Genomic DNA, 25,181 nt, shown 5'->3' on the forward strand with positions numbered 1-25,181 from the left:
AAGCACGGAAGTCGCATTGGCTGGTTAAGGGGATACTGTAGAATCTGAAGAAACCCTGAAACCTTTGGAGCCGGTGACCATGAGGCCAGCGACGACCCTGCCGGCAGTCAGGGTGGCAAGTGCGAGCGTGCGAGATCCGGTGCTGGCGGCCACCCAGCTTGCCAGCCAGCTGAACCACGAGCACCTTGGCTGTGTCCTGTTCTTCTGCTCCGCCGAGTACGACCTGGAGCGGCTCGGGCCGGCACTGGACCGTGCCTTCCCGGATGCCCGTATCTGCGGCTGCACCTCGGCCGGGGAAATCACCCCGGACGGTTATGGCCGGGGCTGTATTACCGCCATCGGCTTTGACCAACGTTATTTCGCCATCGATTGTGCCCTGATCTCGGAGCTCAACCGTTTCACACTCCAGGATGCCCAGGGCGTTATCGACGGCCTGCTGGCGACCTGCCGGGACGCCAGGCTGGCCCCGGTGAAGGGTAATACCTTTGCCATTACCCTGCTGGATGGCCTGTCCAGTCGGGAAGAGCTGGTGCTCACCACCCTCAATTCCGCCCTCGGCACCATTCCCCAGTTCGGCGGCTCGGCCGGCGACGACGAGCGCCTGGCCAATACCCACGTGTTTTTCGACGGCCAGTTCCACACCGGAGCGGCCACGGTGATGCTGGTGAATACGCCGCTGGATTTCCGGGTGTTCTCTACCCACCACATGGTGGACCGCAGCGAGAAACTGGTGGTCACCGATGCCTGCCCGGAGAGCCGGACCGTGTATGAACTTAACGCCGAGCCGGCGGCAGAGGCGTATGCCCGGGCGGTGGGTGTCAGCGTCGATGCCCTGGACCGTAAGACCTTTGCCCTGAGGCCGTTGGGCGTGAAGATCGGTGGCCACTATTTCGTCCGCTCGATCCAGCGGGCCAATCCGGACGGCAGCCTGACTTTCTATTGTGCCGTCGAGACGGGCATTGTGATGACCGCCATGGAGCCGGAAGGCCTGCTCGACAGCGTACGGGAGCAGATCGAAGCCTCCGAGCGGGTGGTGGGCGCGCCGCTGGTCACCATCGGCTGCGACTGTTTCCTGCGGCGGCTGGAGGCGGAACTGACCGGCGAGGTGGACGCGGTGTCCGAGTTCATGCGGCATCACAAGGTTATTGGCTTCAACACCTACGGCGAACAGTTCGACGGCATGCATATCAACCAGACTTTTACGGGGGTGGTGATTGGCCAGCCGGATGCCTGCTCGGGAACACCCTGAGGATCTCAAGGGAGAGCTGAAGGACCGGCGCATTGCCGAGCTGGAGGCGGAAAACCAGCGGCTGCGCCGCATCCGTGATGCCCTGATCGTACGGGTGGAATCCGGTGTCGCGCACAAGCCCGAGCCCTACGCGGCGTTCGAGCACTCGGTCATCCTGGCCGAGCAGGTGCGCGAGCGTACCGAAGCCCTCAACCACACCATGGAGGAGCTCAAGGCCAGTAACAAAGCCCTGAGCCGGGCCCGGGAGGAGGCGGAAACCACCCGCCAGCGACTCAGTGATGCCATCGAGAGCATCGCCGACGGTTTTGTCCTGTTCGATCGCCAGCACCGGCTGATCCAGAGCAATAGCCGGTTTCGAAGTTACTGGCGCCATGCCGGTGTCAGCCCACCCGAGGCGGGTACCTCCATTGAAGACGTGAAGGCCAGGGCGGTGGCCTGTGGCCTGATTGTCGAGGAGCACAGCCACGAGGAGTCCGAAGGCACTGTATTCCTGCTATCCAACGACCGTTGGGTCCAGATGACCGAGCGGCCGACCCGGGAGGGCGGTCTGGTGGTGTTGTATTCCGACGTTACCGACGTCAAGAACAGCGAGATGGCGCGTCGGATCAAGGCTCTGGAAGAGAGTGAGCGTTGGATCCGGGTGGTTACCGACCATGTGCCGGCCCTGATCGCCTATGTCGGTGCGGACATGACCGTGCAGTTCTGCAACAAAGTCTACGAGGCCTGGTACGGACGGGAGGGTGCGCCCCTGTTGGGGCAGCGTCTGGATCAGATTCACAGCCCGGAGTTTTACCAGCGATTGCTGCCCCAGATCAGGGAGGTCCTGGACGGCCACAACATCACCTTTGAGCTGGAGGAGACCGGTGATGCCGGAGAAGTGCGTTACATGCTGCGCTCCTACGTCCCGAATTTTGACGAGTTCGGAGATATCGTCGGTTTCTTCGTGCTGATCCGGGACATCACTGACCGGCGCAAGACTGCTCTGGCGCTGGAGCAGGCCTACGACAACCTGGAACGCCGCGTAAAGGAACGCACGGCGGCTCTGACCGGCCTCAATAACCAGCTGCGCCAGGAAATCGCGGAGCGTGCCGTGGTGGAGGCTCGCCTGCGGGATGCCAAGCAGGAAGCCGAGCAAGCCAACCTGTCCAAGACCAAGTTCCTGGCTGCGGTCAGCCACGACCTGCTGCAGCCGCTGAACGCTGCCCGCCTGTTCACCAGCGCCCTGCAGGAGCAATCCTTCGGGCCCAGGGCGGAGGGACTGGTGCGTTCGGTCAGTACCTCCCTGGACGATGTCGAGAACCTGCTGGGTACGCTGGTGGACATCTCCAAGCTGGATGCGGGCGTGATCAAGCCGGATGTCACTGCCTTTGACCTGCGGGATCTGCTCAATAACATCGCCCGCGAGTTCCGCCAGATGGCGCTGGCGGAGAACCTGCAACTGGACTTTGTCCCCTCGTCAGCGGTGGTGGAGTCCGATTCCCAGCTCCTGGCCCGGATACTGCGCAACTTCCTCACCAACGCCATCCGCTATACCAGCTCCGGTCGCATTCTGCTCGGTTGCCGGCGGAGCGGAAACCATATCCTGTTGCAGGTCTGGGATACCGGGCCCGGGATTCCCGAGGACAAACTCACGGAAATCTTCCAGGAGTTCAAACGTATCCGGCCGAGTGGTTCGCAGACGGACAAGGGGTTGGGCCTGGGTCTGGCGATCGTGGACAAGATCTCCCGCATGCTCGGCCATGAGGTGACCGTGTCCTCGGTGGAGGGCAAAGGGTCGGTGTTCAGCGTACAGGTCCCCCTGGGCCAGCTGAAACCCCGCCGGCCAGGCGCCGATAACGGGATGGGGAACAGTCTTGATGACGGCCTGAGCGGTGCCCGTGTGTGGGTCATCGACAACGACCAGGCTATCTGCCAGGGCATGAAAACCCTTCTCGAGGGCTGGGACTGCCGGGTAGTAACGGCGGTGTCCCTGGAGGATCTGGAGCAACAGCTGTCGATCGAGTCCTGCCCCGTGGATCTCATCCTGGCGGATTACCATCTTGATAACGACGAAAACGGTGTGGATGTGGTGGGGGAAATCAACCGCCGACGGGCGGTTCCGGCGCCGGTGCTGATGATCACCGCCAATTACACCAACGAGTTGAAGCAGCATATCCGCGAGCTGGGCTACCTGCTGATGAACAAGCCGGTGAAGCCGCTGAAGTTGCGGAGTGTGTTGAACCATGTGATTCGGGGGTGAAACCGAGGGCTTGAGTGAAGGAGGGGTCAGAATAAGGCTTTCTTCAGACCCCGGAGCAAGCCCATGGTCTCGCCAAACTCAGGGGTCTGATGAACAAGTTCATCTGACCCCATATTCAAACCGAGCACCAAACCCTCCTACTCAGGGGTCTGATGAACTTGTTCATCTGACCCCATGTTCATAACTGGCCCCGGATTCAAAGTCAGCGCTTCAGATACTGACTGAAATCCACATCACTGGCCGACAGAATCGCCTGCACCCGATTATGCACCCCAAGCTTGCGAAGAATGGCGGACACATGAGCCTTCACCGTCGTCTCGGCAATGTTCAGGTTATAGGCAATTTGCTTGTTGGATTCCCCTTTGGACATGCGCTCCAGAACCAGCAACTGGCGGCGGGTCAGGGAGTTGAGCAGTTCCGGCGAGACCGGCTTGTCGTCGCCACGGCTGCGGCGATGGCTGCTTTCCATGCCGGTGCGGATGATATCGGAGGGCAGGTAGACATTGCCGTTGAGGATCTGCTGGATGGCCTCGGTCATCCGGGCCCGGGGTGAGGACTTGGTGATGAAGCCCACCGCGCCGTAGGTAATGGCTTGCAGGACCACCTGTTTGTCTTCTTCGGCGGAGACAATCACCACCGGGATACCGGGTGCCTCATTGCGCAGGGTGATCAGGCCATTGAGGCCATGCATGCCCGGCATGTTCAGATCCAGCAGGATCAGGTCCAGGTCATCGTGTTCAAGGGTGATTTCCAGAGTGCTTTCGAGATCATCGGTTTCGATAATTTCACTCCCGTCGAAACCGGAAGAAATTACACTGCTGATGGCCTCGCGGAACAGTGGGTGGTCGTCGGCAATCAGAATCTTGTAAGCCGGCTCCATGAGGGACTCCGTCTGTTTACTTTTTATTGGAATCGGGACTGGATCAGGCCTAATGATAACGGTTTTCCGACGGTAGTGCGCACGAGGGTGGTTGCAAATGAGTTCTCTGCGTCAGAGGTGGTTGGTAACCCTGGGTTTTTCATTATTATGGTGGTCCATTACCAACAACAATAACGAAGGAGTAGTAACGTGGAATCGAGTCCACTGATCTCGATCGGCCTTCCGATCTCTCTTTTCATCATCATGGTGGGGATCGGTCTGACCCTTACCCTCAGGGATTTTGGTCAGGTGACCATGAACCCCAGAGGGATGATCGTTGGCACCATCGCCCAGATACTCCTGATGCCCCTGGTGGCCTTCGCCATCGCTCCGATGCTGGGGCTCGGTCCCGCGCTGGCGGTCGGCCTGGTGATTATCGCCGCCTGCCCCGGCGGAACCACCTCCAATCTTTTCGTACTTCTGTCCAGGGGCAATATTGCCCTGTCCATCCTGCTGACCGTTTCCGCCAGCCTGATTACCATTGTCACCCTGCCGTTTTTCACCAACTACGCACTCCAGATGCACTTCGGTGAGGGGGCGGATATCTCGCTCCCGGTCGGCAAGACCATTGCCATGTTGGTGATTATTGTGTTGCTGCCGGTCGCCATTGGCATGTTCATCCGGACCCGCGCCCCCGAGCGTGCCAAAAAAGCCGAGGGTATGGTCAGCATCTTCGGTGGTCTGGTACTTCTGGCGCTCATCATTGCGTTGATGTACGGCTCCCGCGACCGCCTGCTGGAACTCCTGGTCCAGGCCGGTCCGGCGGCTTTCCTGCTCAACCTGATCGGGGTGGCCATCGGGCTGGCCAGCAGCCGGCTGTTCGGCTTGTCACAACGGGAATCCCTGGCAGTCGCCGTGGAGCTGGGCATCAAGAATGGCACTATTGCCCTGATGGTCACGCTTACACTGCTGGAATCCTCCGAGATGTCCATTCCCGCAGTCGTCTATAGCGTCATGATGTACGGCTTCGGAGCCATCCTGATCATGATGGGGCGGAGGCTGGTTCCGCTTGCCCCGTAGAGTCCCCAAAACTGGCGGCTGTGAGCTGTTCCGCACTCATCGCTCGCCGCATACCCAATTTTGGGGATGCGCAGGGAGTTGGAAATTATTAAGTATTACTTTCGGTTATTCCAACAACAGGAAAAATTATGAAAGTAATCAAATTCGGCTCCCTGGCTCTGGCAGTAGCACTCAGTGGCTGTGGCGGTAGTGGCTCCTCTTCAACTACCGTGACTGAAGACACCACAACACCGGAAAACACCAAAACGGGCATCTTCACGGATAGCGCAGTCGCCAACATCCGGTACCAGACTGCGACCCAAAATGACTTTACCAGCGCTCTCGGGGAATACGAGTACGTTGAGGGTGAAACGGTAACTTTCAGCATTGGCGGTATTGAGCTGCCCCCGGTGCCGGCAACCGGGCGCGTTACCCCCGCTGACATGACCGCCGAGGACAGTTCTGCTGACCAGCTGACCAATATCCTGAGGCTCTTGCAAAGCCTGGACGAGGATGGCAACCCCGATAACGGCATCACTATCACCGCTGAAACCCACACGGTACTGGAAAATGCGCTGTTGGTGGTGGATCAGCCCGCTGCCGAATTTGAAACGCAGTTTGAGAATGAAGTCGCAGCTACGGTCAGTAAAACGCTGATCAGTGCCGAGGAAGCCGAAGCGCATTTTTACGCTTCCCAGCAGGCTGACCTGCGTGGCAGCTGGATTTTCGTGGAGCCCGAAGGTGAAAGCGCCAACGGTAAGGGCCCGAATGGCGAAGAAATCAATGTCCTGACTTTCCTGGACGATGGCACCTACATCATTGCCCACAAGTACGGCGACGACGAGCAGTTAGCGGCGACAGCGGAATGGGGCACTTACACCTGGGACCCGGCAACCGGGGCACTGACCCTCTCGGTGCTTGGTCAGTCAGATGGAAATGGCGGCCTGTGTCCGGGCCTGGCAGCGAATGTGGGAGACTGCACGGAAACCGTTCAACTGGTGGGCGACGAGTTGCATTTTGCCAGCGAGGCCGGGTCAGCGACTCCGTTCCAGTCCATCAAGGATGTTAATAACCCATACGTGGGTGCCTGGTATTTGCCAGAAGGAGAAGGCTTCAATGTGCTGACCATTCTGGATGCCAGCCATTATGTGGTCGCCCATAACGCCAATGGCGAGGTGTACTCGGGTGATGATCTCGTAGCGGTTTCCTCCGAGTGGGGTACCTACAGCGTTACCAATGGAAACTTCGAGGTTACCGGCGTAGAGACGGAAACGGATGGGCCGGGCGGGCTTTATGACGCCAGCGGTGCAGGCGGCCTGACCGCCGCAACGGAGGTGGCCGGTTATGGAGATCTGCAGTTTGCGCCGGCCAGTGAAAGTGGCTTTGCCTTCCGCCGGGTTGGTCGCTTCAATGTGGAGCTGAGTGATCTGGCCGGCAATACCAGTAGCATGATTGTCGAGCGTACTGGCGGTGTCTTTGCTAACGGAACGGACAAGTCATTTGAGTTTGATCTGGTGGGTGAGGGTGCAGCCGCCGAGGTCATCCTCTCAGGAAGTACAGGCTCGGTCACCTATCTGGCCGATAATGAAGAAACTGTCATTGACTTCTGGACTGTGAACGCCGGCGGCACCCTCGTCTACGAAGAGACCAACCAAAACGATTTGTCCACGGGAGGCTGGGTGTTTGCCCCCATCAGGACCGCCGACGGCAAAGAGTGGGCACTGGTGGATTTCCGGCATATTGATGGTGGAACTGATAGTCTGCTGGGCTTTTTTGTCAGTGAGCTGAGGCCGCTGCCCTAATACTCTTGCAAGGCTTTACAGGTGTGAAAGTAAAGGGCGAAGTCATAGAAGTTCGCCCTTTACTTTCAAGTAGCTGATGATTTTTAGCCCAAAGCCCGAACCAGCATGGACACCAGCTCGGTCTGTTTGCGATAGCCGTTTTTCGCCAGCAGGCTCTTGATGTGCTGGCGGGCGGTGTGGATGGAAATCTGTTTTCTCTCGGCGACATCGCTGGCACTCAGGCCCTGGGCCAGGTCTGCCGCAACAGCGGCTTCCGCCGGAGTGCACTGGAACAGTGTCTGGAGCCTCTCCTGATCCGGCTCCAGCGAGGAGTCAAAACAGAACAATTCTGCCAAAACACCGTTATTTTCGGCGCTATCGGCGATCAGGGGGGTTAGGCAGACCGCGATACGTTCATGGCCGCGACTGGTGAATACCGTTTGCGGCGAAAGCATGCCTTTGTGTGACAGGACGATGCAGGTGGTAATGGCATCCTGAAGCTTGCGGGTAACGCGACGGTCTGCGCTCTGCAGTCGCTCTGAATCAGTAATGGACAGGCTGGTGCTGTTTTCCATAAGCGCCAGAGCCGCGTCGTTGGCCTGGGCGATATTGCCCAGTGCGTTGAAGACGATGAGCGGCTTTTTGACGTGGTTGAGTGCCATCGCCAGGTTTTCATTATCGCTGCGGGTCTCGTACAGCTTCAGATGCAGGGCAACGGCGTTCTCGATATGGGGCGCCAACAGGTTCATCTGTAGAAGTTCGTCATCCGTGTAGGGGCCGAATTCCCTGTGCCGGTTGGCCATGAACACCACACTGGTGCCGTTCTCCTGTGTAACCAGCATTCCCGCACTATCGCCCATACCAACCTGCTCGGCCCAGGCACGGCTTTCCGGGCCAAGAATATCGAGAATGGTGCGACTGGTGTCACCACGAAGAAAGGAGTCGAACTGCCGTGGAGGAAGCTGGCGATAACGGGTCAGGGCTTCATCCCGTTCCGGGAGATCACTGTTGATGTACCACTCTTCAAAGCCCTCCGGGTAGCCGAAAGTCCAGCCGTACACCATGCGCTGAGGATTGTTGGTGAGCCCCAGGATGCCACCTTGCAGGGCTTTGAATCGATCCTGGAAGGCATCAAAGAAAGGCTGGAAACCGGTATTGTCATGCAGGCAGCGGTACAGGGTGCTGACGAGTGTGTTATAGGCCTGAAGATCCTCGCCTCCCAGCGAGGGAAAAGGAAAAGCGAGTTCACCTGCGGACTCCGGAGAGCCGGGAATGTTCGGGTTTGTCACATCGACGGGCCCTTTCCGTCCGGGCATTCACATCCCGCCGCTCGGCGTTATATGAGGCCTGACTGTTCTTGATCAGCGTCAAGAGACGCAGTTGGATTGGGATCAGCTTAGTCGAGTCAGACATCTGAGAACGTAAAATAAGGTTAAAAAAATTCCGGGCCCCAACTTCGTCACACTCGCGAAGCGTCAGGATTCGCCATCAGCGGGTATGACCTTGGGCGTGCATCTACTACCAAGGAAGGAGTTTTTCGCCTCTATCGCATCATTCACGTATCCCGGATCGGGGTCTACATTGAATGGGTTAACGCGAAAGGCCGCGTTGCCCTGCGATAAACACAACAAGAGGTCGATAACATGATCTACGCACAACCCGGAAAAGAAGGTTCTGTCGTCTCCTTTAAGTCCCGCTACGAAAACTACATTGGTGGTGAGTGGGTGGCACCCGTCAAAGGCGAGTACTTCGAAAACATCACGCCGGTGACCGGTGAGGTGATCTGCGAGATTCCCCGTTCCACCGCCGAAGACATCGATCTGGCGCTGGACGCAGCACACAAGGCCGCGCCGGCCTGGGGCAAGACCTCGCCCACCGAGCGTTCCAACATCCTGCTGAAGATTGCCGATCGCATCGAGGCGAACCTGGAAAAACTGGCGGTTGCCGAAACCTGGGACAACGGCAAGGCCGTTCGTGAAACCCTGAATGCCGATATCCCGCTGGCTGCCGACCACTTCCGTTATTTCGCCGGCTGTATCCGTGCCCAGGAAGGCCACATGGGTGAGATAGACCACAATACCGTGGCCTATCACTTCCACGAGCCGCTGGGTGTGGTTGGCCAGATCATCCCCTGGAACTTCCCGCTGCTGATGGCGGCCTGGAAGCTGGGCCCCTGCCTGGCTGCCGGTAACTGCACCGTGCTCAAGCCGGCCGAGCAGACCCCCGCCAGCATCCTGCTGCTGATGGAAATCATTGGTGACCTGCTGCCGCCGGGCGTACTCAACGTGGTGAACGGCTACGGCATCGAAGCCGGTCAGGCCCTGGCCACCAGCAAGCGCATCGCCAAGATTGCCTTCACCGGTTCCACCCCGGTGGGCTCCCACATCCTCAAGTGCGCTGCCGACAACATCATTCCGTCCACCGTGGAGCTGGGCGGCAAGTCCCCGAACATCTACTTCTCCGACGTCATGCAGGCCGAGCCTGAATTCGTCGACAAGTGTGTCGAAGGTCTGGTACTGGCGTTCTTCAACCAGGGTGAGGTGTGCACCTGCCCGTCCCGGGCACTGGTCCAGGAAGACATGTTCGAAGAGTTCATGCAGAAGGTCATCCAGCGCACCAAGGCCATCAAGCGCGGCAATCCGCTGGATACCGACGTTCAGGTGGGTGCCCAGGCCTCCAAGGAACAGTTCGACAAGATCATGTCCTACCTGGAGATCGGCAAGCAGGAAGGCGCCGTGGTGCTGACCGGCGGCGACCGCGAGCATCTGGATGAGGAGTTCAACAACGGCTTCTACATCCAGCCGACCCTGTTCAAGGGCGACAACAAGATGCGCGTGTTCCAGGAAGAAATCTTTGGCCCGGTAGTGGGTGTCACCACCTTCAAGACCGAGGAAGAAGCCCTGGCCATCGCCAACGACACCGAGTTCGGTCTGGGTGCCGGCCTCTGGACCCGCGACACCAACCGCGCCTACCGCATGGGTCGTGCCATCCAGGCCGGTCGGGTCTGGATGAACTGCTACCACGCCTACCCGGCGCACGCCGCCTTCGGTGGCTACAAGAAGTCCGGTGTTGGCCGTGAAACCCACAAGATGGCGCTTGAGCACTACCAGCAGACCAAGAACATGTTGGTCAGCTACGACACCAACCCACTGGGATTCTTCTGATAGTCCCATGTAATAACAGGGTCAGATGAAGGACTTCATCTGACCCTCACGATTTTGCCTGCAGGGTCTACACTTACCTCAGCAACCCCAGGGAAAAGGAGACCCAGCGCCATGAGCAATTCCGATACCGGACTGACCAACCACGAAGTCACCATCTGCCTGGACGGTGGCGCCGTACTCGGGCCATTCAACGCGACCTGGACCAAGAACGAGGGTGGTGATGTGCGCGAACTGGTCCGTGAATACGATGCCTTCCTGCAGGGAGAGAAGCAGCAACGCTTCAAATTTCACCTGCACGATACCTATACCAACACCGTCCACACCCTGATCCTGAATTTTGGGCAGGTGACGGGGATCTGCGACCATGTCCGCCTCCGAAGCCACGCCAACGACTGAACGGATTGCGCAGTGATACGGACGCGAGGTGGTTTCGTAACTGCGGGTAAAACCTCAACGTAAACGGACGGACAGGAGGGAACATGAGCGAATTCAGAACGGAGAAAGACAGCCTGGGTGAGGTCCATGTGCCCGTCGATGCACTCTGGGGCGCCCAGACCCAGCGAGCCGTCGACAACTTCCCGGTCAGCGGCCAGCCAATGCCGGCCACGTTCATCAAGGCGGTGGCGCAGATCAAGAAAGCGGCTGCCGAGGCCAATACCAGCCTCGGGCTGCTCGATAACGCGCGGCGCGATGCCATCGTCCAGGCCTGCGATGCCCTGATCAGCGGCGAATATGCAGACCAGTTTCCGGTGGATCGTTACCAGACCGGATCCGGCACCAGCACCAACATGAACGCCAACGAAGTAATCGCCGCCCTGTGCCGGAAGGAAGGCGTGGATATTCATCCCAACGATCACGTCAACATGAGCCAGAGTTCCAACGATGTGATCCCGACGGCGATCCACGTCAGTTCGGTGATGGCCGTGAAGGAATCCCTGGTGCCGGCACTGACCCACCTGCGCGGTGTTATCTACGAACGTGAAGCGTTGTTTTCCGAGCAGGTGAAAACCGGCCGGACACACCTGATGGATGCCATGCCGGTCACCCTGGGCCAGGAACTGCGGACCTGGCGCGAGCAGTTGGCGGCGGCCGAGCAGCGCCTGGAAGCCGCAACCGAAGAGCTGATGGCAGTACCGCAGGGTGGCACTGCTGTGGGCACCGGTGTCAACGCCGCGCCGGAGTTCGCCGGGCAATTCGTGAAATTCCTCAAGAGCAATACCGGTTATCCGTTCCGGTCCCTCGAGCACAAGTTTGTCGGCCAGAGTGCGGTGGATGCACCAGTGGCGCTGTCATCCCAGCTTCGGGGCGTGGCCATCGTACTTACCAAGATCGCCAACGACCTGCGCTGGATGAACAGTGGGCCAATCCATGGCCTGTCGGAAATCAGTCTTCCCGCGTTGCAGCCGGGCTCCAGCATCATGCCGGGCAAGGTCAACCCGGTCATTCCCGAATCGGTGGCCATGGTGGGTGCCCAGGTGATGGGGCTGGACAGTGCCGTCGCGATCGCCGGCCAGTCCGGCAACTTCCAGCTCAACGTGATGTTGCCGCTGGTGGGTGGCAACCTGCTGGATATGGTCGGTCTGTTGAGCAACGGGGCTACCATCCTGGCAGATAAGGCCATTAAGGATTTCTCCGTCAACGCGGACAACCTGAATGCCGGCGTCGGCCGTAACCCGGTGCTGGTCACCGCCCTGAATCCGGAGATCGGCTACAGCCTGGCGGCGGATATTGCCAAGGAAGCGTACCGGACCGGTCGCCCGGTGATTGACGTGGCCGAGGAACGCAGTGGCCTGAGCCGTGCGCGACTGGAGCAGTTGATGGACCCGTTGAAACTGACCCGGGGCGGTCTGGACTGACAAGCAGAAAGGAGCACTGGCAGTTGCTGTTATCGCTGGAGTTGTACGTGATGCTGGTGCTCGCCAACGGCGCCCCCGTGGTGGCTGCACGGATACTCGGGGAGCGTTGGGATCAGCCGGTTGACGGTAACCGGCTCTGGTCCGATGGTCGGCCGATGCTGGGAAAAAGCAAAACCTGGCGGGGGCTGGTCAGCGGCTGCCTGGCGTGCGCCCTGTTCTCCCTCGTGACCGGGCTGGGCTTTATGTTCGGGGTAATGTTCGGGTTTTTGGGGTTGCTGGGTGACATGATCAGCAGCTTCATCAAACGCCGGAAAGGTTTGCAGTCCAGTGCCCGGGCGCTGGGCCTGGATCAGATCCCGGAAGCGGCCCTGCCCATGTTTCTCGCAATTGTCTGGTTGCCGGTCGGGTGGGGCAGTGCCTTGCTGGTGGTCGTCCTGTTTACGCTCTCCAACATCCTGCTGTCTCCGCTTTTGCACCAGCTCGGAATTCGCGACAAGCCCCACTGAGGCAGGTTACTGCGGGCCCCGGGTCAGGGTGTGGAGGGTGACCTCCGGCGGGCAATTCAGCCTGACGTTCAGCACTGAAGTTCCGGCGCCCGGGGAGGTGTAGCCCTGCATGCCGTTGACCTGCCAGTAGCCGCGACCCAGGTGCCGTGGGCAATCGGAGTCAAGGGTCACCGGAATGCCGCCGGGCAGGCAGATCTGGCCACCGTGGGTGTGGCCGCACAGGAACACGTCGTAGCCGGCGTGCGCGGCTTCGCGCCAGATTTCCGGGGTGTGGCTGAGCAGGATGCTGATGGCTCCGACGGGGATGTTGTCCCCGGCCCGGTGCAGGTTGTGGACCTTGTAGAAATGAGCATCGTCCACGCCAGCCAGATACAGCTTCTGGCCATTGCGTTCCAGGGGGACCATCTCGTTGAGCAGTAACTGGTACCCCATGTCCTCCAGGGCAGGCACCATGCGGATGCTGTCGTGGTTACCCAGCACTGCGTAGGGCTTGCCCCTGATCGCCGCGCGCAGCCTGCCCATGCCCGCCAGGGCCTCATCCACCGGGCCCCAGGTCAGGCGCCGGTAATCTCCGGTCAGTACACACAGATCATACTCAAGGGGCTCGATCTGGCGAATCACCGCCTGCAGGTTCGCCTCGTCCATATCCACGTGCAGGTCAGTCAGATGCAGGATACGGTAGCCCTCGAAAGCCTCCGGGAGGTCGGGAATAACGAACTGGTTGTGGACCGTGGCGAGTTTCAGGGTATTGGCCTGGGCCCGCCGGAACAGGCCGACGCACTTCAGGCAGAAGCGGATCAGCCCGGGGGCATTGGTCAGGTTTTCCAGGTGAAAGGAATGGTGATCCTTGCCGAAGACCAGGGCCTCGGACTCTTCCTCAATGCCAAGTCTCTGGCGTGCGTGTACCGGCCCGAGGCGCAGGCTGAGGCGATACTCCAGCAGTTCATTCTGGTTTTCAGGTGCACGAGCCCTTGCCGTCATTATTCTTTCCTTGATGCCGAGCGGGTTCTGGCTGAGTGCCTGCGATAAGCAATGGCAAACCCTGTCTTTCATTATGGTTGGCTGATGGGGGGATGCAACTGGCCAGGCGCGATGTTCATGTTCGGTAATGGAAGTCCCGGTTTGGGATTTGTTCGTAAAACTCTTTAAGCTAGACGTAAAGACATTCAATCCAGAGGTGACTATGACAGAGTCATGCAATATACGGGGCCTGACCGTGCCCCGTAGCCGCTTTCCGGACCCGGAACGGGATCTGCCTTCTGGGGCTGGTGAGGCGCGCGTGGTGCTGGCCGGCGGCTGTTTCTGGTGCGTTGAAGCGGTATTTCTGGCGATGGACGGCGTCAGCCAAGTGACCTCCGGCTATGCCGGCGGCAGTGCGGACACCGCGAATTACGAGGCGGTCTGTACCGGTACCACCGGCCACGCGGAGGTGGTGGAGATCCGCTATGACCCGGCAAAGGTCAGCTATGGCGAGCTTTTGAAAGTGTTCTTCTCCGTGGCCCACGACCCGACCCAGCTTAACCGCCAGGGCAACGATCGGGGCACACAATACCGCTCGGCCATTTTCTATGAAACGCCGGAACAGAAAACCTTGGCGGAGGCCTACATCCACCAGCTGGATGAAGCGGGCGTCTATCCCGATCCGATCGTGACCAGCCTGGAGCGGCTGGCGGCCTTCTATCCGGCGGAGGAGTACCATCAGAACTTTGCTGCCCGGAACCCCTACCAGCCCTATATCATGGCGGTGGCGGCCCCCAAGATGGAAAAACTGGTGGACAGCTACGGCGACCGTTTGAAACCTGAATTCACCGACAACGAACCGGGCCAGGCCTGAGGAGAGAAGTTATGACCGTATCCGCATCAGGTTACGACCTGACGCCCTTGACGCAGGCTCAGGTGGACGAAAAAGCAGCGGATCTGACGCCGGATGAGCGGCGCGTGTTGCTCGATCACGGCACGGAGCACCCGTTCTGTGGCACCCTTCTGGATAACAAGAAGGCCGGTGTGTACCACTGCCGGCTGTGTGATCTGCCCCTGTTCAGTTCGGACTCGAAATTCGACTCCGGCACCGGCTGGCCAAGTTTCTTCCAGCCCTTTGACCCGGACCATATCCGGTACCTGGAGGACAGCAGCCTGGGCATGACCCGCACCGAGATCCGGTGCCCGCGCTGTGACAGTCACCTGGGGCATGTATTCCCCGATGGTCCGCCACCGACCGGGCAGCGCTATTGTCTGAACTCCATAGCCATGGTTTTCAGAGAGAAGAACTGAACGCGAATAAATCAGGGTAGAGAAAACGGGGCGCAGGCCCCGTTTTGTGTTACTTGCCGCCGGTCACTGTCGAAACGTAATGGGCGACAGCCTTGATCTGTTCTTCCGACAGACTTGCCTCGAACGATGGCATGACGCCAACGCCCTGGGTCACGGCCATTCTCACCTGGTCCTCGGTGGGTTTGAGGTCGTCCAGGTTCGGCCCGATTGCACCGGCAGAACCGGCATCGGCGAGCGTGTGACAGATAGTGCAGGAGGGTTGGGCTTCCCGGGTGAAAACATTCTTGCCCTGGGTGGCCAGTTCATCTGCTGAAGCGTGGAGAGAAAAGGTCATCAGGCCTGCGATGGCCAATACAGCTTTTTTGTTCATCTGGTATGGATCCGATAATGATAATGACGGGGCGGCTGGTTCTCCCTGGTCAGCCGCCCCGGATGGTCAGCTTACAGTGACGGTCACTCCGTGATCCTTCCAGCCATTGTGCCCGTAGCCGCGCTCGTTCTCGGTACGGCCTTCCGGCTGACTGTTGCCTTCGACATCGGTCGCCTTGCTGACAATACGATGGTCACCGGCTGAGAGATCTGCGGCCATGACAAACGGACGCCAGGCATAGGGACCCAGATCCGGTCCCAGGAACTGCGCCTGCTTCCAGCTCTGGCCGCCATCGGTAGAGACTTCCACTTTGTCCAGCGACTTGGTGCCGCCAAAGGCCACGCCATAGATCATGTTGCGACCTGCCCGGCCGGTTTCCAGGGGGGCGGTGACCCAGGACTTCACGTTCATCTCCCACATGGACGGCTGGTCGGGAGACCCTTTCTTGCCCACATCACGGATACGGTAACCGGACGCCTGGATCTTGGCGTCGGTCTGGCTTTCGGTGAAAGCGACGTTCTTGACGTACTTGACGTTGTTCACGCCGTAGAAGCCGGGAACCACCATCCGCAACGGACCGCCATGGGCCAAAGGCATGGGTTCGTCGTTCATCTCCCAGGCCAGCATGGCAGAATCCATTGCGTGCAGCGGAACCGACCGTTCTACCATGATGGTCTTGGGGTCAATGCCATCGGGCAGGGATTCGCCGCCGGTGCTGGTGATGTATTTCATGCCGTCTGCAGGGCCACCGAGGGCCTCGACAACGGTTTTCAGGGGAACGCCGGTCCACATGACACAACCAGCGGCGCCGACTGACCACTGGGTACCGCTGGCGCCGTGGGGGAAGAAGGCCCGGCCGTTACCTGAGCATTGAAGCACGGAGGCCACGGTGGTGACACCCATGGTCTTGAGTTCGCCGATGGTAAGGGTGCGCGGGTTCTTTACACCCTCGATGTTTACTTCCCAGGCATCCCGATCCGCCACGATCCCTTCAGGAGGAGCTGGCAGGTTGTTGCGCACGAACAGGCGGTCACTCGGAGTGATCACCCCCTGGCCGATAGCTCCGCGCTGGGTTTCCATGGTGTTGGTGCTGTGGACAATGAGTGCATTGCGCTCTTTCCATGTCACGTAATCCGGGAGGGTCTTGGGTTCTTCGCCCCGAGCCAGTGGCGTAAAGCCCAGCAGGCTCACCGCCGCCATGGCCCCGGCGCTGCCCAGCAGCAAGGTTCTGCGCCCGGGGTTTTCGAGACCGGGGTCGTTGGGCCCCCGTGTCATCTCGTTTGGGTATTTCATGGTGCCTCTCCTTTTTGGTCTTGTACGAAGGCAGTGCCTTCCACGGCCAACAGGCCGCAGTTATATCCTTATTATTTATAGGCTCAGTTTAATAATTGAGCAATGCAAATTCTCACCGTTATTCACCGGCTATAGGACCCGCTATAATTCGCCGCGCATGACAACACGATGACCCGTAAAGGACAGAGCAATCATGATCCGACTGAAACTCAATCCGCTGACCGAATCCGCCACGCTTCTACGTCGTGCCGGGGTGGTGCTCGGTTCAGTGGGACTGACTGCCCTGTACTCACTTCTGATCCTGCTCCGGGCCCTCTTCGGCAAGCTGGACCGCCGGATCGTCGACCAGTACTGCCGGGAATGGTCGGCAGCTTTATTGCGGCTGGTGCGTGCCAACCTGACGGTGCGGGGAGAGGTGCCGGATTTCGGGGATGGTCGGCGATACATCATCATGTGCACCCACGCGAGTCACTACGATATCCCGGTCAGTTTCGTCTCCCTGCCCGGCTCCATCCGGATGCTGGCGAAGAAGGAGTTGTTCAGTATTCCGCTGCTTGGCCAGGCCATGCGCGCCGCCGAGTTTCCGTCGGTGGACCGTTCCAACCGCAACCGCGCGGTCCGGGACCTTGAGAAAGCCAGGGATATGATGGAAAGCGGTATCGTGCTCTGGGCCGCACCGGAGGGCACCCGCTCACCGGATGGTAAGCTGCTGCCGTTCAAGAAAGGCTGTTTTCACCTGGCTCTTGATACCGAGGCGGTGATCGTGCCGGTGGCTATCCGGGGTATTCACCAGGTACTGCCGGCCAGAACCTGGCAGATCAACCTCGGGCAACCGGTGGATGTGCGCGTGGGCGAACCGCTGGATATGGCGGGCAGGACCAAGCCGGACCTGCCGGAAATCATGGCCGAGGTGCGAACCCGGCTGGAAGGCTTACTGGGAGACGGCGAGGCCGAGTGAGCCGGCCCCGCGTCGGATCAGGTAGCGGACGTTCCTGCCGCAACCACCGTTGTAAGCAGGTAGCCGGTATAGGCCACGTAGACTAACAGGAGGATGCTCCCATCCAGCCGGGTAATTCGCTGGCGCCACCCCGTCATGCCGAAGCCCATGATCAGCAGACCCACCGTCACCGCCAGCATCAGTGTCCAGTCCCGGTACAGCACCTCCGGATCCACTTTCAGGGGCTCGATCGCGGCCGCCAGCCCCACCACCGCCAGGGTATTGAAAATGCCCGATCCCAGGATGTTGCCGAGGATCAGGTCATGCTCGTTCTTTTTGACCGCAGCCAGAGCCGAAGCCAGCTCCGGCAGTGAGGTGCCAATAGCTACGATAGTCAGGCCGATCACCAGATCGCTGACCCCGAGGCTCTGGGCGATGGTCACGGCGCCCCACACCAGCATCCGCGAGCTGACCACCAGCAGCACCAGGCCGATCACCAGCCACAGGATGGCAGACTTCAGGGGCATGGGATGGGCGATGATCTCAGCTTCGGTCTCTCCGCCGAGCGGATCGTCCTTGCCACGGATGCCCTGGAAGATGGACCAGCCCATTACCCCGGCAAACACCAGCAGCAGGACAGCGCCGTCCAGCCTGGACAGGCTACCATCGATCAGCTGGGACCCGGCGATCAGAGTCAGGATCACCAGCAGGGGCAGTTCCTTGCGGATGACCTGGGAATGCACTGCGATGGGGGCTATGACGGCAGTCAGGCCGACAATCAGCGCGATGTTGGTGATGTTGGAGCCGTAACCGTTACCCAGTGCCAGGCCCGGGTTGCCGTCGGCCGCCGCCATGGCGGACACCGCGAGTTCGGGCGCGGAGGTGCCGAAGCCGATGATCACCATGCCGATCAGCAAGGTCGGCATGCCCAGATGTTTGGCGGTCGCCGCAGCCCCCTCGACAAACTTGTCCGCGCTCCAGACCAGCAGCACCAGGCCTGCGATGATCGAGCCAATAGCCATCAACATGATAAAACCTCAGTTTATGAATTTTCCAAGCATATAGACCCCGGCGTAGCCGAGGGTGTAGGCGGCCAGAAGATGGCCAAGATACCGCATGTATGCGCCGAAGGTCAGGCCTTCAATCTTGCTCATGGCTACGATGCCGGCCGCGGAACCGATGATGAGCAGAGATCCGCCGACGCCAACCGCATAGGTCAGCCCCATCCATTCTCCCGGTGTCATGGTGATGCCCGCCTTCAGGAGTGCAGCAGTCAGCGGCACATTATCAATAACTGCCGAGAAGATTCCCATCAGGTAATTGGCGTATAACGGGGGTAGCAGATCGTAGATGGCCACGAGGGAATCCAGGGCATGGATTTCCTTGAGCACGCCCACCAGCAGCAGGATGCCGAGGAAAAACAGCAGGGTCTCGAATTCGATGACCCGGATGTAATCGAGGATCGGGTCCAGGTCCGAGTCATTGCTCATGAAGCGGGAGACCAGGAACATGATCGAGAGGCCGAAGAGGAAAGTGAGAACCGGTGGAATACTGAACAGGGCATTGCCGGCAATGGTGCTCAGGATTGTTAACAAAAACAGGGCGCTGATCACGGCATCCACTTTCCGTACCGGCGTGGTGTTGGAACGCAGGGTCACAGTTCCTGTCAGTCCTCTTGAGAGGAAAATCGCGAGAATGAAAACAGTGATGGAGGCGGGGATGGCCAGGGTCAGCAAGGTCAGTATTTCCACCTTGTCCGCCAGGAAAATCATCAGCGTGGTGACATCGCCGGTGATCAGGGAAACGCCGCCGGAGTTCACCGCGAAGACCACCAGGGTGACGAACTGGAGGCGCTTTTTCAGCTCCAGATTCAGGGTCAGAATCAGGGAGCATGAGACTAAAGTGGCAGTTATATTGTCTGCTAAAGACGAGAAAATGAAACAAAACAAACCGGTCAGGAACAGCAGTCGTCGCTCGCTTACCTGCCTTGGCATGATCAGATAGATCACGTTTTCGATCATTCCCTTTTTGTTCAGGTAGGCGACGAAGGTCATCGCTGCGACCAGGAACAGCCAGAGGCTGGCGATTTCAGCGATGCTTTCCGTGAGCCCGGTGGTGATGGCCCCGGTCTGCCGGGGTGAGTCGCTGAAAAGGAATAAAAGCATCCAGGCCAGCGTGCCGAAAAACAGCGTAACCTTGGCTTTGTTGACGTGGGTGATTTCTTCAAAGATCACACCAAGCAGCGCCAGGACAGCAAGAATAATCAGAACAGCATCAAGAACGGACATTGGACATCCCGAAGGTGGTGACTCTGGCAAGGCCTCAGGCAGGCCAGAAAATACGCGCCGGATTGTAGACGTTTGAGCCGTAGGGAGCCACTGTCCGTAACAGACACACAGCACCGGAAGCACGTAGGCCCAAGGCCGTCAGGATCGCAACGGTTGACATTCGCAATTTATTATTTCGGCGAAAATCGGGATAATCGCGCGCAAATTCAGACCGGGAGCACACGGCAGCGTACTTTACCTGACGCGAGACCGGCTTCCGACAGGCGCCGCTGCTGATCGTGGCGGTGCGAACAGGTTCATTACTAACCAGGGTACAAACCAATGGCCGTTAGACAGGCAGACGTAGTGCTGGTCGGCGGTGGCGTCATGAGCGCCACCCTCGGCATGATGCTCAAACAGCTCGATCCGTCGCTGGACATCGTCATGGTGGAGCGTCTTGACCACGTTGCCCATGAAAGCACGGACGGATGGAACAACGCAGGCACCGGCCACGCCGGCTACTGCGAACTCAACTACACCCCGGAAACCGACGATGGCGACGTGGCCATCGAGCGGGCGCTGAAGATCAACGCCCAGTTCGAGGTTTCCCTGCAGTTCTGGTCCTACCTGGTCGAGCAGGGCGTTCTGCCCGACCCGAAGTCCTTCATCAACCGCACGCCACACCAGAGTTTTGTCTGGGGCGAAAAAGACGTGGCGTTCCTGAAACGTCGCCACGAAAAACTCAGTGCCCATCACCTGTTCCGGGAAATGGAATACACCGAGTCTCCGGATGTGCTGGAGGAGTGGATGCCGCTGGTGGTCAACCACCGCGACCCCATGCAGCGCGTGGCCGCTACCCGGATCAATCACGGTTCGGACGTGGACTTCGGCTCCCTGACCCGCAGCATGGTGAAGTGGCTGGAGACCCAGGACAACTTCGAGCTGATGCTCAGTTGTCCGGTGCACTATATTGACCAGCGCGACAACGGCCGCTGGAAAGTGCGGGTGAAGAACCAGAAGACCGGCGAACTGACCAAGCTTGAAGCCGGTTTCGTATTCCTGGGCGCCGGTGGCGGTGCACTGCCGCTGTTGCAGAAATCCGGTATCGACGAAGCGCGTGGCTACGGTGGGTTCCCGGTCAGTGGTCAGTGGCTGGTATGTGGCAAGCCGGACATCGTCGGGCAGCACAACTCCAAGGTCTACGGCAAGGCCCCGATCGGCGCGCCGCCGATGTCTGTGCCGCACTTGGATACCCGTATCATCAACGGTGAGCCGGCTCTGCTGTTCGGGCCGTTCGCGGGTTTTACCACCCGTTTCCTGAAACAGGGCTCCATCTTTGACCTGATCGGCTCGGTGCGTGCCACCAACCTCAAGCCGATGCTCTCGGTGAGCAAGAGCAATATGGACCTGACCCGCTACCTGATCGGCGAGGTGTTCCAGTCCCACAGTGACCGGGTGGCCTCCTTGCGTAACTTTTTCCCGGATGCCCGGGAAGAGGACTGGCAGCTCCAGATGGCCGGTCAGCGGGTACAGATCATCAAGGAGACCGAAGACGGGGGTGGCAAGCTGGAGTTCGGTACCGAGATCGTCGCGGCTAAAGACGGCACCCTGGCGGCCCTGCTGGGTGCCTCTCCTGGTGCGTCTACCGCAGCCAACGCCATGCTCGACGTGATCGAGCGCTGCTTCCCGGAGAAAATGAAAACCGCCCAGTGGCAGGAGCATATCCGGGATCTGGTACCGTCCTATGGCCAGTCCCTGGTGGAGGACGAAGCGCTGCTCAACAAGGTACGGGAGCGGACACTCTCAACCCTCAAGCTCGCCTGATATAACCAATCAGTATAGATAGGGCCGAAAACGCGGCGGACAGTGGGTCTAACCAGCTGTCCGCCGCGTTTTTTTATGCCCCCACCCACCACACCGGTTGCGATTTATCTCAGGAAGCCTAGGGTAAATAGACACCCAGTAGATTAAGGAGAGAGCCTATGAGTGAACACAAGTACGACCCGGACAAGGGGTACGTCGCGTTACTCGGCTGGAGTCTGAATGCCGTCGAGGCGGCGGACAAGTTTGATCGCCGGTACGTGGTGGTGGCTCCCGACTGGGCGGAGGCCTATTGTGAGGAGCACAATATTCCCTATGTGCCCTGGAACTTCGAGAGGCTCAACGATCGCTCCTTTGAAATCGCCCAGACCCTGAAGGAAATGGGCGTCGATGTTTCTATCCCCCTGTTCGAGGAGACCGTCGAGTGGGCGGGCGCTATCAACTCGGTTCTTATGGATAAACCTCGCCTGTTTGGTCAGGCCATGCTCCTACGGGACAAGGCGTTGATGAAGCGCCGGGCACAGCTCGGTGGTATTCGAGTGGGTATTTTCGAGGAAGCCCACGACCGGGACGACGTCATCCGGTTCCTGAAGCGGGTAAACCAGACCCTGCTGAAGCTGGACGGTGACCCCAACGACCCGATTCATCTCAAGGCCTTCGACAAGGCTGGTTGCCTGGGTCACCGGGTGATCCGTACACCGGACGAGGTGGATACCATCCCGGACGAGGAGTTCCCGGTGCTGATGGAGTCGCACCTGGATGGCTGGGAATTCGCCGTAGAGGCCTGGGTTCATAACGGTAAGATCCGGTTCCTGAACATTTCCGAATACGTCACCCTCGGTTACTCGGTGTTCGTGCCGGCCACACCGGATCTGGAGAAATACCGGGCGCAGATCACCAAGGAAATCGAAAAGCTGATCAAGACCTTCGATATCGACTTCGGTTTTGTTCACCCCGAGTACTTTGTCACCAGCGACGGCACCATGTACTTCGGTGAGGTGGCCTATCGTCCGCCCGGTTTCAAGGTGTTCGAGTTGCTGGAACGTGCCTATGGCTTCAATGCCTACCAGGGCCTGATCCTGGCCTTTGATCCCAAAACCACGGAGGAGGAGATTGCCGCCTTCTTCCCGAAAGAGGTGGTCGATGCCAAGGGCTATGCCGGATGCTTCGGGGTTTACCCAAGGCGTCGGGTGGTCAGCCGGCTGGAGATTCCGGAAGAAACCGAGAACGACGACTACTTTGAAAGCCACGAGCTCACCCCTCCGGTGGAGGAGACGGTCACCAAGCGCACCGCTTTCGGTACCCACTGGGGCCTGGTCTATTTCTTCGGTGATGACCCTTACCGGATGCGGGATTTGCTGAAACATCAGGAAGAGCTCGATTTCTATGTATAATCGGGAGAGCAATCAATAACAAACGGGTTTGGTGCAGGCCCTCAGGAGAACGTCGTTTGAACGATCACCAACCGGGCAGTGCAGCACCGGCAGTGAACTTTGACAAGCTGGTGCAAAGACTTGATGAGTCGATCCAGGCTCTTGAAGAAAGCCGGTCCTTTGCCAGGGCCGGCAAGCTCCCGCGGGTATTCGATATTGCCCGCCGGGTGCTTCTGCAGCCGGGTGGCTGCCAGGCGATTGAGGAGCGTGCGCAACGGCTGGAGCAGGCGGGTGTCTTCGCCGGCACCGACTGGGCTGAGCCGGGCATCCTGCTGCCGTCGCTGACCACCCACTCCCTTCAGAGCACGAATGCCGATACCGTGGTGGTTGAGGCCTTCAGCGAGTTGCGCCTGCTGGCGGTGGCCCGGGGGCTCTATCTGCACCCTTCGGTCTCCTCGGAACAGGCCCACCATTACCTGACCCAGGTCCTTGCCATCAATCTCGGCCTGCTGTTCGGCATGACCGGCGAAGCGGAACGGGAGCAGGGCAAGCTGGCCCTGATCAGCCAGGCGGTGGTCCAGTACGTGGCGCACCATATCGGTTATGAGCACGTGATCGACAGCCTGATCGAGGAAATCTGGCGCATCCTGCAGCAGCGGCCGATACAGGTCACCGATGTGCGCCGGATGATTACCCAGATCGCCCTGTGCCGGGCAGACCCGAACGCCGACCTTGGCAGCTCCGGCCGGGGTGCGGACCGCCTGATCTCCAGCCTCTATGGCCCGACCCGGGCCTGCAGCGAGGATCCCGGCACCGTGGTCTATGGCCAACGGCTGGAATCCATGGATGCCCAGGCCTTGCAGAACGAGGCCACCGGCTTTGCCCGGTCGATGCACGACACCGGTCTGGTATCGCCGTATCACGCCGCCTTCGTGCGTTTTATCCTGGAAGACCAGGATGCCTTGCTGAGCGAGGCCCTGGGCCTGTCCAGTACCGGCCGTGACTGCTTGTTGTGTTATCGGGAACTGGTCCACACCCTGATCTTTGAGGGTATTTTCCCGGAGACCGCCCAGGGTCTGTATGGTCTGGCGCTGATGCTGGAGCGGGGCATCCTGTACCAGCCACCGGTGGCCCCGGCGCTGTGGCGCCAGATCCGATTGTCCCTGTGTCCGGAAGCCCGCGAACGCCTGCAGCTGGCCTATGGCTACGAGCCGCAGCCGGCGGCCTGGCTGATCCAGGGGGTGCTGAACATGCTGGGCCAGCCGCTGGGTGTGGGGCAGGGCAACAATCCCACCTGTCAGTCGGCCCGTGCCCTGTCGATGTGGGCCTACAACGATCCGGACTACCTGCTGCAAATGGTGGCCTGGGCGGCCCGTGACAACGAAATCATGATGCACTTCGAGGGCAAACCGGTGTCTTCGGCACAAAGTGCCGGTGGTGTCGCCTCCGAGGTCACCCTGGATCTCGATCCGGTGTCCTTGGTGGTGGTGCCGCACCTGGATCGAATCTATGCCGAGATGGGCCGGCTCTGTGCTGGCCGTGAGGGTGATCCCCATCGCTGGGTGAACCCGGAGTTCCACGGCTGGTCCGCGGGTCGGGGTTTCGCTATCAACGTGGATGTGGGTACCGGCAAGCTGGATAACCCTGAGGGCTTCATTCGCCACTTCTATGCCAGTTACCACCCTTACTACAACGGCAACCAGCCGCTGATCCATCCCCAGCCCGCCGGCATTGCCGTCACCGACAGCGCGGCCCGGTTTATCGGCTGGCACGCCATCACCATCCTGCGGGTGGCGTTGGACCCTGAGGGCCAGATGCGGGTCTACTTCTTCAACCCCAACAACGACAGCGGCCAGAACTGGGGCGATGAGGTGCGAGTGAGTACTGCGGGCCATGGCGAGCGTTTCGGCGAGTCGTCCCTGCCGTTCGAGCAGTTCACCTCCCGGCTTTACATTTTCCACTTTGATCCGCTGGAACGGGGTGAGCCGGCGGATGTCAGCCAGGACGAACTGACCCGGGTGCTTGATGCGATTTACCGGAGCTGGGGCGTGGACCGGGTGCCCTCGGACAGTCTACAGGCCGAGCCTCCCCGCACCGACTGATTGCCGGCTGTGTCCGAAAGAATGCTATGCTCGG

The 25,181-nt window shown here is 59.7% G+C and carries 21 protein-coding genes; 14 read left to right on the top strand and 7 right to left on the bottom strand.

The genetic code is table 11. The annotated features are described in order from the left end of the window. Positions 1-79: 79 nt before the first annotated feature. Positions 80-1,249, top strand: coding sequence for a nitric oxide-sensing protein NosP (nosP, locus tag DET50_RS03060; RefSeq protein ID WP_113861575.1), 1,170 nt, complete (start codon positions 80-82; stop codon positions 1,247-1,249). Continuing rightward, a complete protein-coding gene (locus DET50_RS03065) occupies positions 1,227-3,488 on the top strand; it encodes a hybrid sensor histidine kinase/response regulator (RefSeq protein ID WP_113861576.1) in 2,262 nt (753 codons plus the stop codon). Before nosP ends, DET50_RS03065 begins: the two co-directional genes overlap by 23 nt. A gap of 202 nt (positions 3,489-3,690) precedes the next feature. Here the strand turns inward: DET50_RS03065 and DET50_RS03070 are convergent, their stop codons facing one another. After that, complete coding sequence (locus DET50_RS03070) at positions 3,691-4,368, bottom strand: response regulator (protein WP_113861413.1); 678 nt, start codon at positions 4,366-4,368, stop codon at positions 3,691-3,693. A gap of 189 nt (positions 4,369-4,557) precedes the next feature. Here DET50_RS03070 and DET50_RS03075 point away from each other — a divergent pair, with 189 nt between their 5' ends. Both DET50_RS03075 and DET50_RS03080 read left to right on the top strand, forming a co-directional pair. Beyond that, entirely contained in the window at positions 4,558-5,427 is an 870-nt protein-coding gene (locus DET50_RS03075; RefSeq protein WP_113861414.1) for a bile acid:sodium symporter family protein, read from the top strand. 128 nt (positions 5,428-5,555) lie between these two features. Beyond that, positions 5,556-7,208: a hypothetical protein gene (locus tag DET50_RS03080; RefSeq protein WP_113861415.1), complete on the top strand. Its 1,653-nt coding sequence runs from the start codon at positions 5,556-5,558 to the stop codon at positions 7,206-7,208. Between the two features lie 83 nt (positions 7,209-7,291). Here DET50_RS03080 and DET50_RS03085 read toward each other — a convergent pair whose 3' ends face one another. Next, a complete protein-coding gene (locus DET50_RS03085; RefSeq protein WP_113861416.1) occupies positions 7,292-8,476 on the bottom strand; it encodes a helix-turn-helix transcriptional regulator in 1,185 nt (394 codons plus the stop codon). A 354-nt stretch (positions 8,477-8,830) separates the two neighbouring features. Here DET50_RS03085 and exaC point away from each other — a divergent pair, with 354 nt between their 5' ends. The 4 genes from exaC to DET50_RS03105 all read left to right on the top strand — a co-directional run bounded on the left by exaC (position 8,831) and on the right by DET50_RS03105 (position 12,713). After that, complete coding sequence (exaC, locus tag DET50_RS03090; RefSeq protein ID WP_113861417.1) at positions 8,831-10,351, top strand: acetaldehyde dehydrogenase ExaC; 1,521 nt, start codon at positions 8,831-8,833, stop codon at positions 10,349-10,351. A gap of 111 nt (positions 10,352-10,462) precedes the next feature. After that, positions 10,463-10,747: a hypothetical protein gene (locus DET50_RS03095; protein ID WP_113861418.1), complete on the top strand. Its 285-nt coding sequence runs from the start codon at positions 10,463-10,465 to the stop codon at positions 10,745-10,747. Positions 10,748-10,830: 83 nt separating this feature from the next. After that, on the top strand, positions 10,831-12,207 hold the full coding sequence (locus tag DET50_RS03100) for a class II fumarate hydratase (RefSeq protein WP_113861419.1): 1,377 nt from the start codon (positions 10,831-10,833) through the stop codon (positions 12,205-12,207). A gap of 23 nt (positions 12,208-12,230) precedes the next feature. Further along, the gene (locus DET50_RS03105) at positions 12,231-12,713 is read left to right on the top strand and encodes a CDP-archaeol synthase (RefSeq protein ID WP_113861420.1); all 483 of its coding nucleotides are present in this window, start codon (positions 12,231-12,233) and stop codon (positions 12,711-12,713) included. A 6-nt stretch (positions 12,714-12,719) separates the two neighbouring features. Here DET50_RS03105 and DET50_RS03110 read toward each other — a convergent pair whose 3' ends face one another. Next, the gene (locus DET50_RS03110; protein ID WP_113861421.1) at positions 12,720-13,694 is read right to left on the bottom strand and encodes a metallophosphoesterase; all 975 of its coding nucleotides are present in this window, start codon (positions 13,692-13,694) and stop codon (positions 12,720-12,722) included. Between the two features lie 202 nt (positions 13,695-13,896). Between DET50_RS03110 and msrA the strand changes: the two genes are divergently transcribed. Together msrA and msrB are read left to right on the top strand one after the other, a co-directional pair. Further along, positions 13,897-14,547 carry a peptide-methionine (S)-S-oxide reductase MsrA gene (gene msrA, locus DET50_RS03115; protein ID WP_113861422.1) on the top strand — a complete coding sequence of 217 codons (651 nt, stop codon included), beginning with the start codon at positions 13,897-13,899 and terminating at the stop codon, positions 14,545-14,547. An 11-nt stretch (positions 14,548-14,558) separates the two neighbouring features. Next, positions 14,559-14,984 carry a peptide-methionine (R)-S-oxide reductase MsrB gene (gene msrB / locus DET50_RS03120; RefSeq protein ID WP_113861423.1) on the top strand — a complete coding sequence of 142 codons (426 nt, stop codon included), beginning with the start codon at positions 14,559-14,561 and terminating at the stop codon, positions 14,982-14,984. A 49-nt stretch (positions 14,985-15,033) separates the two neighbouring features. On the opposite strand, the gene sorU is transcribed toward msrB, so the two are convergent. Next, complete coding sequence (gene sorU, locus DET50_RS03125; protein WP_181799913.1) at positions 15,034-15,354, bottom strand: SorU family sulfite dehydrogenase c-type cytochrome subunit; 321 nt, start codon at positions 15,352-15,354, stop codon at positions 15,034-15,036. A 66-nt stretch (positions 15,355-15,420) separates the two neighbouring features. Further along, a complete protein-coding gene (gene sorT, locus DET50_RS03130; RefSeq protein WP_113861424.1) occupies positions 15,421-16,647 on the bottom strand; it encodes a SorT family sulfite dehydrogenase catalytic subunit in 1,227 nt (408 codons plus the stop codon). A 193-nt stretch (positions 16,648-16,840) separates the two neighbouring features. Here sorT and DET50_RS03135 point away from each other — a divergent pair, with 193 nt between their 5' ends. Further along, complete coding sequence (locus tag DET50_RS03135) at positions 16,841-17,605, top strand: lysophospholipid acyltransferase family protein (protein WP_113861425.1); 765 nt, start codon at positions 16,841-16,843, stop codon at positions 17,603-17,605. A 17-nt stretch (positions 17,606-17,622) separates the two neighbouring features. On the opposite strand, the gene DET50_RS03140 is transcribed toward DET50_RS03135, so the two are convergent. Continuing rightward, positions 17,623-18,612 (bottom strand): calcium/sodium antiporter, encoded by a 990-nt coding sequence (locus DET50_RS03140; RefSeq protein WP_181799914.1) that lies wholly within the window; start codon positions 18,610-18,612, stop codon positions 17,623-17,625. A 9-nt stretch (positions 18,613-18,621) separates the two neighbouring features. Further along, positions 18,622-19,872 (bottom strand): sodium:proton antiporter NhaD, encoded by a 1,251-nt coding sequence (nhaD, locus tag DET50_RS03145; protein ID WP_113861426.1) that lies wholly within the window; start codon positions 19,870-19,872, stop codon positions 18,622-18,624. A gap of 321 nt (positions 19,873-20,193) precedes the next feature. Between nhaD and mqo the strand changes: the two genes are divergently transcribed. From mqo to DET50_RS03160, 3 genes are all read left to right on the top strand, one after another. Continuing rightward, positions 20,194-21,675 (top strand): malate dehydrogenase (quinone), encoded by a 1,482-nt coding sequence (gene mqo / locus DET50_RS03150; protein WP_113861427.1) that lies wholly within the window; start codon positions 20,194-20,196, stop codon positions 21,673-21,675. Between the two features lie 158 nt (positions 21,676-21,833). After that, positions 21,834-23,066: an ATP-grasp domain-containing protein gene (locus DET50_RS03155; RefSeq protein ID WP_113861428.1), complete on the top strand. Its 1,233-nt coding sequence runs from the start codon at positions 21,834-21,836 to the stop codon at positions 23,064-23,066. Positions 23,067-23,122: 56 nt separating this feature from the next. Next, positions 23,123-25,147, top strand: a complete 2,025-nt coding sequence (locus DET50_RS03160) for a hypothetical protein (RefSeq protein ID WP_113861429.1) — start codon at positions 23,123-23,125, stop codon at positions 25,145-25,147. The last annotated feature ends 34 nt before the right edge of the window (positions 25,148-25,181 follow it).

It is taken from the genome of Marinobacter pelagius (assembly GCF_003315345.1).
GTDB lineage: Bacteria > Pseudomonadota > Gammaproteobacteria > Pseudomonadales > Oleiphilaceae > Marinobacter > Marinobacter pelagius_A.